The 9,128-nt window shown below is 74.7% G+C and carries 5 protein-coding genes; all 5 read left to right on the top strand.

From position 1 onward, the window contains the following. Positions 1 to 477: 477 nt before the first annotated feature. Positions 478 to 3,372: a leucine--tRNA ligase gene (gene leuS / locus ABD308_RS00870; RefSeq protein ID WP_344323282.1), complete on the top strand. Its 2,895-nt coding sequence runs from the start codon at positions 478 to 480 to the stop codon at positions 3,370 to 3,372. A 294-nt stretch (positions 3,373 to 3,666) separates the two neighbouring features. Then, complete coding sequence (locus ABD308_RS00865; RefSeq protein WP_344323270.1) at positions 3,667 to 4,473, top strand: hypothetical protein; 807 nt, start codon at positions 3,667 to 3,669, stop codon at positions 4,471 to 4,473. Positions 4,474 to 4,525: 52 nt separating this feature from the next. Continuing rightward, complete coding sequence (locus tag ABD308_RS00860) at positions 4,526 to 5,371, top strand: DegV family protein (protein WP_344323258.1); 846 nt, start codon at positions 4,526 to 4,528, stop codon at positions 5,369 to 5,371. 143 nt (positions 5,372 to 5,514) lie between these two features. Beyond that, on the top strand, positions 5,515 to 6,426 hold the full coding sequence (locus ABD308_RS00855; RefSeq protein WP_344323247.1) for a ComEA family DNA-binding protein: 912 nt from the start codon (positions 5,515 to 5,517) through the stop codon (positions 6,424 to 6,426). Positions 6,427 to 6,764: 338 nt separating this feature from the next. Continuing rightward, a partial coding sequence (locus ABD308_RS00850) for a ComEC/Rec2 family competence protein (RefSeq protein WP_344323237.1) occupies positions 6,765 to 9,128 on the top strand: 2,364 nt, incomplete at its 3' end.

The following is a 9,128-nucleotide window of genomic DNA, read 5'->3' as shown; positions in this document are numbered from 1 at the left end:
GGGGGCCTGGAAGCGGGGGGCCTGGAAGCGGGGGGCCTGGAAGCGGGGGGCCTGGAAGCGGGGGGCCTGGAAGCGGGGGGCCTGGAAGCGGGGGGCCTGGAATGGGCGGCTCCGGGGCCGGAGGGGCCGGGCCCGGACTCGGCGGATTCCGGCACGTCGGACGGGCCGTCGCGGCGGGCGTCGGCGGACGGGGCGGCGGGCGCGTCGGCGGTATCCCCGGGAGGCGGCTGACCCCCTTGCGGTACCCTGAGCCCATGCGAACCGCGCGCCTGCTCCTTAGTCGGCCGCGCTGACCAGGACCGGCCACGCCCGAGGGCGGAGCCGGAGTCGGCGTGGCACCCCCTCCTGCGAGGGGCTTTTTTGTTTTTCCGCCCGGGCCCGCCGCCCGGCGTCCGTCCGGGCCCCGTCCGGACACCCGCCCCGCCGCCGGCCCGGAACGCCGGTTCGCCAACTGACATCGATGGAGCTTGAAGGACCATGAGCGAGACGACCCCTGCGTTCGGTGCGGCCGACACCGCGACCGCGCCGTTCCGGTACAGCGCCGCCCTGGCGGCGGAGATCGAGTCCCGCTGGCAGGACATCTGGGAGAAGGAGGGGACGTTCCACGCCCCCAACCCGGCCGGTGACCTGGCCGACCCGGCCGCCGCCGACGTCGCCGCGAAGCCGCACAGCTTCATCATGGACATGTTCCCGTACCCGTCGGGCGCCGGCCTGCACGTCGGCCACCCGCTGGGCTACATCGCCACCGACGTCTTCGCCCGCTACCAGCGGATGAACGGCTACAACGTCCTGCACACCCTGGGCTACGACTCCTTCGGCCTGCCCGCCGAGCAGTACGCCGTGCAGACCGGCACCCACCCGCGGGTCTCCACCGAGGCCAACATCGCCAACATGCGCCAGCAGCTGCGCCGGCTGGGCCTGGGCCACGACCCGCGCCGCTCGATCGCCACGATCGACCCCGAGTACTACCGCTGGACGCAGTGGATCTTCCTGCAGATCTTCAACTCCTGGTACGACGAGCGGGCCGCCAAGGCCCGCCCGATCACCGAGCTGATCGCCGAGTTCGAGAACGGCACCCGTGAGGTCCCCGGCGGCCGCGCCTGGTCCGAGCTGACCGGCGCCGAGCGCGACGAACTGCTGGGTGAGTACCGGCTGGCCTACGCCAAGGAGGTGCCGGTCAACTGGTGCCCCGGCCTGGGCACCGTGCTGTCCAACGAGGAGGTCACCGCCGACGGCCGCTCCGAGCGCGGCAACTTCCCCGTCTTCAAGTCCAACCTGCGCCAGTGGATGATGCGGATCACCGCCTACTCCGACCGGCTGATCTCCGACCTGGACCTGCTGGACTGGCCCGAGGCCATCAAGCTGCAGCAGCGCAACTGGATCGGCCGCTCCGAGGGCGCCCGCGTCGACTTCGCCGTCGACGAGGGGAACATCACCGTCTTCACCACCCGCCCCGACACCCTGTTCGGCGTCACCTACATGGTGCTGGCCCCCGAGCACGAGCTGGTCGACGCCATCGTGCCCGCCGCCTGGCCCGAGGGCACCCGCGAGGCGTGGACCGGCGGCGCCGCCACCCCCGCCGAGGCCGTCACCGCCTACCGCGCCGCCGCGGCCGCCAAGTCCGACGTCGAGCGGCAGGTCGAGGCCAAGGTCAAGACCGGTGTCTTCACCGGCGCCTACGCCGTCAACCCGGTCAGCGGCGAGCCCGTCCCGGTCTTCATCGCCGACTACGTGCTGATGGGCTACGGCACCGGCGCCATCATGGCCGTCCCCGCCCACGACCACCGCGACTTCGCCTTCGCGCGCGCCTTCGACCTGCCGATGCGCTGCGTCGTCGAGCCCACCGACGGCCGCGGCGAGGACCCGGCCGCCTGGGACGACGCGTTCGACACCTACGACTCCGTCATCGTCAACTCGGCCCACGACGAGGGCACCGGGAACGGCATCACGCTGAACGGCCTGGGCGTCGTCGAGGCCAAGGCCGCCGTCACCGCCTGGCTGGCCGGCCACGGCATCGGCGAAGGCACCGTCAACTACCGCCTGCGCGACTGGCTGTTCAGCCGCCAGCGGTACTGGGGCGAGCCCTTCCCGATCGTCTACGACGAGGACGGCGTCATGCACGCGCTGCCCGAGTCGATGCTGCCGGTCGAGGTCCCGCAGGTCGACGACTACTCGCCGCACACCTACGACCCGTACGACTCCACCTCCACGCCGAAGACCCCGCTGTCCCGCAACGAGGACTGGGTCACCGTCGAGCTGGACCTGGGCGACGGGCCGAAGACGTACCGCCGCGAGACCAACACCATGCCCAACTGGGCCGGGTCCTGCTGGTACGAGCTGCGCTACATCGACCCGTCCAACCGCGAGCAGGTCGTCGACCCCGCCAACGAGCGGTACTGGCTGGGCCCCACCGAGCAGAAGCCCGGCGGCGGCGCCGACCTGTACGTCGGCGGTGCCGAGCACGCCGTGCTGCACCTGCTGTACGCCCGCTTCTGGCACAAGGTGCTGCACGACCTGGGCCACGTCTCGTCCGTCGAGCCGTTCCACAAGCTGTTCAACCAGGGCATGATCACCGCCGACGTCTACCGCGACGAGCGGGGCTTCCCGGTGCCCGCCGCCGAGATCGAGGAGCGCGGCGGCCAGTACTTCTGGCAGGGCGAGCCGGTCAAGCGCGAGGCCGGCAAGATGGGCAAGTCCCTGAAGAACGCCGTCGCCCCCGACGAGATCGCCGACGAGTACGGCGCCGACACGCTGCGCCTGTACGAGATGTCGATGGGCCCGCTGGACGTCTCCCGCCCGTGGGACACCCGTGCCGTCGTCGGCTCGTACCGCTTCCTGCAGCGGCTGTGGCGCAACGTCGTCGACGAGGCGACCGGCGAGCTGGTGGTCACGGACGAGGAGCCGGACGAGGCGACGCTGCGCGCCCTGCACAAGGCCGTCGACGGCGTCCGCGCCGACATGGCCGGGCTGCGCTTCAACACGGCCGTCGCCAAGGCGATCGAGCTGAACAACTACCTGGTCAAGCGCGGTTCCACGCCCCGGTCGGTGGCCGAGCAGGTGGTGCTGATGGTTGCCCCGCTGGCCCCGCACATCGCGGAGGAGCTGTGGCGGCGGCTGGGTCACGGTGACTCGCTGGCGTACACGGACTACCCGGTGGCCGACCCGGCGTACGTCGTCGACGAGACGGTGACGTGCGTGGTGCAGGTCAAGGGCAAGGTCAAGGCCCGGCTGGAGGTCGCGCCGTCGATCTCGGACGCCGAGCTGGAGGCGCTGGCGCTGGCCGACCCGGCGGTCGTCGCGGCGATCGGCGGGGCCGAGGTGCGCAAGGTGATCGCGCGGGCGCCGAAGCTGGTCAACATCGTCACCGGCTGACACCGTCCGGTCGGACCGCGGGGCGGGCGTTCCTTCGGGAGGGCCCGCCCCGCGGTGTGTCGGGGGCCTGCTGGCCCTGTGCTTTTGGTTCTCGCGGGGCCTCTGTGGGGCCTGTGCGGGGCCTGTGCGGGCTCGGGGTTCACCCCGAGCCGTCCCTGAACCGTCCCTGAACTCCGGTCCGGCGCCCCTGATCGGCGTCCCGCCGGGCGGGTAGCGGGGCTACCGTGGAACCCTCGGCGGGGCGGCCCGCGTTGGTCCGGTGGGGCCGGTTCGGCTGGTGGAAGGTGGCGCGTGATGGAGATCCTCGGGGTGTTGCTCGTACTCGCCGTGCTGTTCGGGCTCGGGGTGGCGGCGCTGATCGTCGTCGGCCTGGTCAAGGCCGCGCGGACGGTCGGCGAGAAGGTGGAACGCCAGGAGGCCAAGGCCCGCCGGGCGGTCGAGAACGTCACGCTCAAGGCCAAGACCTACACCCAGACCGGCCCGCAGGGCCAGATCTCCGCCGTCCGGCTGCGCCTGCGGACCTCCCTGGACGGCACCCGGCAGGTCCTGGAGGGCGGCGTCGCCCAGGACGGCCAGCTCGGCGAGTCGCTCGCGCTGCTGGCCCGGCTGGACGCGCACGCGGCGGAGCTGGACGGCGAGCTGCGGACGCTGGAGCGTGAGCCGGACACCGGGCGCGTCGCGGCGAAGCTGCCGGAGCTGCGCGAGCGGGCCGAGCGGATCACGCACTCGGCGGAGGCGATGCGCTGGGCGGCCCAGGACCGGATGCACCGGTTCGCGGAGGACGAGCTGAGCCGGCTGAGCCAGGAGTGCGAGGACGAGGCGGGGGCGCTGCGGCACTGGGACGTCGCTGCGGGTTCCGGGGGGTCCGGCGGTGGCGCCGGCGGTGCGGCCGCTTCGGGGGCGTCGGGTGCCGGCGGTGCTTCCGGTGCCGGCGGTGCTTCCGGCGCGGCGCGCGAGGCCGGTGGGACCGGTGGCGTCCGTCCCGGGCTCACGGACGGCCGCGGCCGGCCCAGCGCCGAGGAACTGCTCGGCCTCGCGGACCCGGTGGCCAAGCTGACGCAGCGGCTGCGCAAGCCGTCCGCCGGGCCGTCGGCCGGCTGAGTGCCGACCCGGATGCTGCCGTCCGGCCCGGGCGGGGAGTAACCTCCGCCTCATGCCCGCCGACCTCGCGCTCGTCACCGATTCCACGGCCTACCTGCCTCAGCAAGCCGTCGACCGGCACGCGATCACCGTGGTGCCGCTGAGCGTCGCGGTCGGTGACGAGGTGCGGGCCGAGGGCGTCGAGATCTCCCCGAAGGACGTCGCCGAGGCCCTGCGCGGCAAGCACCGGGTCACCACTTCCCGGCCCAGCCCGGAGTCCTTCGCCGCCGCCTACCGGGCGGCGGCCGAGGGCGGTGCGCGGGGCGTCGTCTCGGTGCACATCTCCGGCGAGCTGTCCGGGACGGCGGAGGCCGCCCGACTGGCGGCCGCCGAGTCGCCGGTCCCGGTGCGGGTGGTGGACAGCCGACTGGTCGGCATGGCCCTCGGGTACGGGGTGCTGGCGGCCGCCGAGGTGATCGAGGCGGGTGGGGGACTCGACGAGGTGGCGGCGGCCGTCGAGCGGCGGACCGCCGGGACCAGCGGGTTCTTCTACGTCGACACCCTCGACTACCTGCGCCGGGGCGGCCGGATCGGCGCCGCGCGGGCGCTGCTCGGCTCGGCGCTCGCGGTCAAGCCGTTGCTGCACCTGGACGGGGGGCGGATCGAGCCGCTGGAGAAGGTGCGCACGGCGTCCCGGGGGATCGCCCGGCTGGAGGAGATCGCGGTCGAGCGGGCGGGGGAGCGGGAGGTCGACATCGCCGTGCACCACCTGGCGGCCGAGGACCGGGCCGAGCCGCTCGCCGAACGCCTGCGGGAGCAGGTGCCGGGGTTGCGCGACCTGTACGTGGGCGAGGTCGGGGCGGTGATCGGCGCGCACGTCGGGCCGGGGCTGCTGGCGGTGGTGGTCGCGCCCCGGTGAGGGTGTCCGGCGCGCGGGGTCCGTCAACACGTGAGACCCTTCCTCCCTCCTGCGGGGGACGTTCTTCATCCACAACCCCCGGGTTTTCCACAGGCGTTCGGTAATATCCGCGCGCTGTCCGGGCGGTTCCTACCGTGCTCCACATGACGAGCACGCGAATCGGCACACGCAAGCGCCACGAGATCCAGCGGGCGAACGAGACCGCGACCCTGCGGATGGCGGCCCTGTTGCCCGAGGCCGCCGAACCGTCGGACACCGAACCCTCGGTGTACGCGGCGCCGGCCGACACCGGTGGGCCGCCGCCCCGCGGCGAAGCGCCCGGTGGCGGGGGATCCGGTGGCGGGGCGGCCGACCCCGCCGTGGCCGACCCCGCCGTGCCCGGCTCCGTCGCGCGCCCGTGGACGGGTCATGCGCTGGCGCTCGACCGGCGGGCGGTGGTCGGCCTCCTCGTCCTCCTCCTGCTCACCGTCGGCTACGGCGTCCAGCACTTCTGGCTGGCGCGGCCGCAGCCGGTCGAGGTCCCGGCCATCGCCGTCGCCTCGGTGCCGCCGTCCGCCGTTCCCGGGCTGGAGCTGTCCGAGGGCGCGAAGGGGAACGGAGCCGCCGGTGCGGCGTCCGACCCGGTCGTCGTGGTCGACATCGGCGGCCGGGTCGCCTCCCCGGGCGTGCACACCCTGCCCGGCGGCTCCCGGGTCGCGGACGCCCTGCGGATGGCCGGCGGGCCGCTGCCCGGCACGGACACCGGCAACCTCAACCTGGCCCGCGTCCTGGCCGACGGTGAGCAGATCCTCGTCGGCGAGCCGAGCCCCCAGCCGGCCGCCGGGGCGGGCACCGGGCCGCCGCCCGCCGAGGCCTCGAAACGGCCGGTCAGCCTCAACCGAGCCACCCTCGAACAGCTCGATACGCTCCCCGGCGTCGGCCCGACCCTCGCCCAGCGCATCATCGCCTTCCGTGCCTCCCACGGTGGCGCGTTCCGCTCGCTCGACCAACTCCGGCAGGTGAGCGGAATCGGCGAGCGCACCTACTCGGAACTCCGGCCGCTGCTCACCCTCTGACGGCCCGGCGCCCTTCGCCCCTTCACCTCCCTTCGATTGCCCTGCCCTGCCCTGCCCTGCCCTGCCCGAAAGGAGGTGCCGCCATCGCCACCCCTGCTCCCATCCCCAGTGACGCCGTCTCCGCCGCGCCGCGCCCGCACGACGTCCGCCTGCTGCTGCCCGCCGTCGCCGCCTGGGTGGTCACGGCCGCGGTCCTCGGCCTGGGCCCCGGGCACGTTGCCGCCCTCGCGGTGGCGGCGGGCGCGGCCGGGGTCCTAGGGCTGCTCCTCTTCGCCCGCCGGGCGGGGTCGGCCGCCGACCCGGTCCATCGTCGGTCCGCCACGGTGACCCTGGCCGCCGTGTTGCTCACCGCGGCCGCCGCCACGGCGGCCACCCTCCTGCACACCGCCGACCTGCACCGGGGGCCACTGCCGGAACTGGCCCGTTCCGCTGGCCCGTCGCCGGAGGTCGGCGTCGACCTCACCCTCACCGGGGACCCGCGCGTGCGTGTCTCCCGCAGCGGTTCCGGTGCCGGACAGGACCTGCTCACCGTGGACGCCGTGGTGGACCGCGTCACTGTTCCCGACGGCGTCCTTCCGGGCACACCGGGTCCGCGGAACGTCCGCACCCGCACGCCGGTCACCGTCCTGGTCCGCGGCGGGGACACCGGGGCGTGGGAACGGCTGCTGCCCTCGACGCGGCTCGCCGCCGAGGTGACGGTCCGTCCGCCGGATGACCGCGCGGGCGAGTCGGCGGCGCTGCTGATCGTGCACGGCGAACCACGACAGATCGCGGCGCCGAGCCTGCCGCAGCGGATCGCGGGCCGCCTCCGGGCAGGGCTGCGCGCGGCCACCGACGGTCTGCCGGCGGACCAGCGGGGGCTGCTGCCCGGTCTCGTCGTGGGGGACACCTCGCGCCTGCCGGACGATCTCTGGGAGGCCTTCCGGGACACCGATCTGGCCCATCTGGTCGCCGTGAGCGGGGCCAACCTGGCGATCGTGCTGGGCGTGCTGCTCGGCGCCCCGGGGCGGGCCGGTACCGCCGAACGGGGCGGAATCGCCGCCCTGCTCGGGATCCCGCTGCGCACCACGGCACTGCTCGGTGCCGTGGTCACGCTGGCCTTCGTGACGATCTGCCGCCCGGAGCCGAGCGTGCTCAGAGCGGCGGGGACGGGGCTGATCGGGCTGCTTGCGCTGGCCACCGGTCGGCCGCGCCAGGCGGTGCCGGCGCTGGCGGGCACGGCTCTGCTGCTGGTCCTCCTCGATCCGTACCTGGCGCGCTCCTTCGGCTTCCTGCTGTCGGTGCTCGCCACGACCGGCCTGCTGGTCCTCGGTCCGCGTTGGGCGGACGCCCTGCGGGCACGGGGCTGGCCGCACCACCTCGCGGGCGCCGTCGGGGCGACGGCGGCGGCCCAGGCGCTCTGCGCGCCGGTGACGGTGGTGCTCTCGGGGCATGTCAGCCTCATCGGGATCCCGTGCAACCTGCTGGCCGAGCTGGCGGTGGCGCCGGCGACCCTGCTGGGCTTCGCGGTCCTGGTGCTCGACCCGCTCTCGCCCGCGCTGGCCCGCCTGCTCGCCGAGCCCGCCGGGGTCCCGGCCGGCTGGCTGGCCGCGGTCGCCCGGCACGGTGCGGAGCTTCCGGGCGGTCAGCTGTCCTGGCCGGGCGGGTGGTTCGGCACGGTGAGCCTGGCCGTCGGCACGGCGGCGCTCTGCTGCACGGTGCCGTCGCTGCTGCCCCGGCTCCGCCCGGTAGCGGTGGGCTTGTTGCTGCTGGTCCTGCTCGCGGTGCTGCTGCGGCCGCCGCTGCTGGCCCGGATCGCGACCGGCTGGCCGCCGCCGGACTGGCGGCTGGTCATGTGCGATGTGGGGCAGGGCGACATGCTGGTGCTGCCGGTGGCGGCGGAGGGCGGCAAGCCGCCCGACAGCGCGGTGGTGGTGGACGCCGGGCCGGATCCGCAGGCGGCCGACCGCTGTCTGCGCGATCTGGGGATCACCCGGGTGCCGCTCTTCCTGGCGACGCACTTCCACGCCGATCACGTCGAGGGACTGCCGGGCGTACTGCACGGCCGGCGGGTCGCGGCGGTGCAGGGGACGACGGTGGACGATCCGCCGGGCGAGGCCGCCCGGGTCGCGGGATGGTCGGCGCGGGCCGGGGTCCCGCTGACGCGGGCAGGCCCCGGCGAGCGCCGGTCGGCGGGGACCGGGGTCTCGTGGGAGGTGCTGTGGCCGGACGGCGAGGAGTCGACGGTGCTGTCGGGTGCGAACAACGCGAGTGTCGCGCTGCTGGTGATCTTGGCGGGCGGTGTGCGGATGGCCCTGCTGGGTGATCTGGAGCCGCCGGCGCAGGAGGCCCTGTTGAGCCGGCTGAGGACGGCCGGGAAGGAGAGCGAGGTGGACGTGTTGAAGGTGGCGCACCATGGTTCGGCCTACCAGGACTGGGAGTTGACGGCGGCGCTGAGCCCCCGGCTGGCCCTGATCTCCTGCGGCGAGGCCAACCCGTACGGCCACCCGTCTCCGCGCACGGTGGAGCGGCTGCGGGCGCTGGGTGCCACGGTGCTGCGAACGGACCGGGTGGGCGACATCGCGGTGACGGGCGACAGCCCGGCTCACCTCGCCGCCGCCGTCCACCCGCACGCCGAACACCTTGGCCCTGGTCCCCACAAGCCGCGGGCCGCTCACGGGGCCGGGCCCAGCGTCTCGGTTGCGGCGCGCGCTGGCCATGGC

It is taken from the genome of Kitasatospora putterlickiae (assembly GCF_039527695.1).
GTDB lineage: Bacteria > Actinomycetota > Actinomycetes > Streptomycetales > Streptomycetaceae > Kitasatospora > Kitasatospora putterlickiae.
The sequence above is the reverse complement of the archived record's forward strand: the minus strand, read 5'-3'. Positions and strand labels throughout refer to the sequence as shown.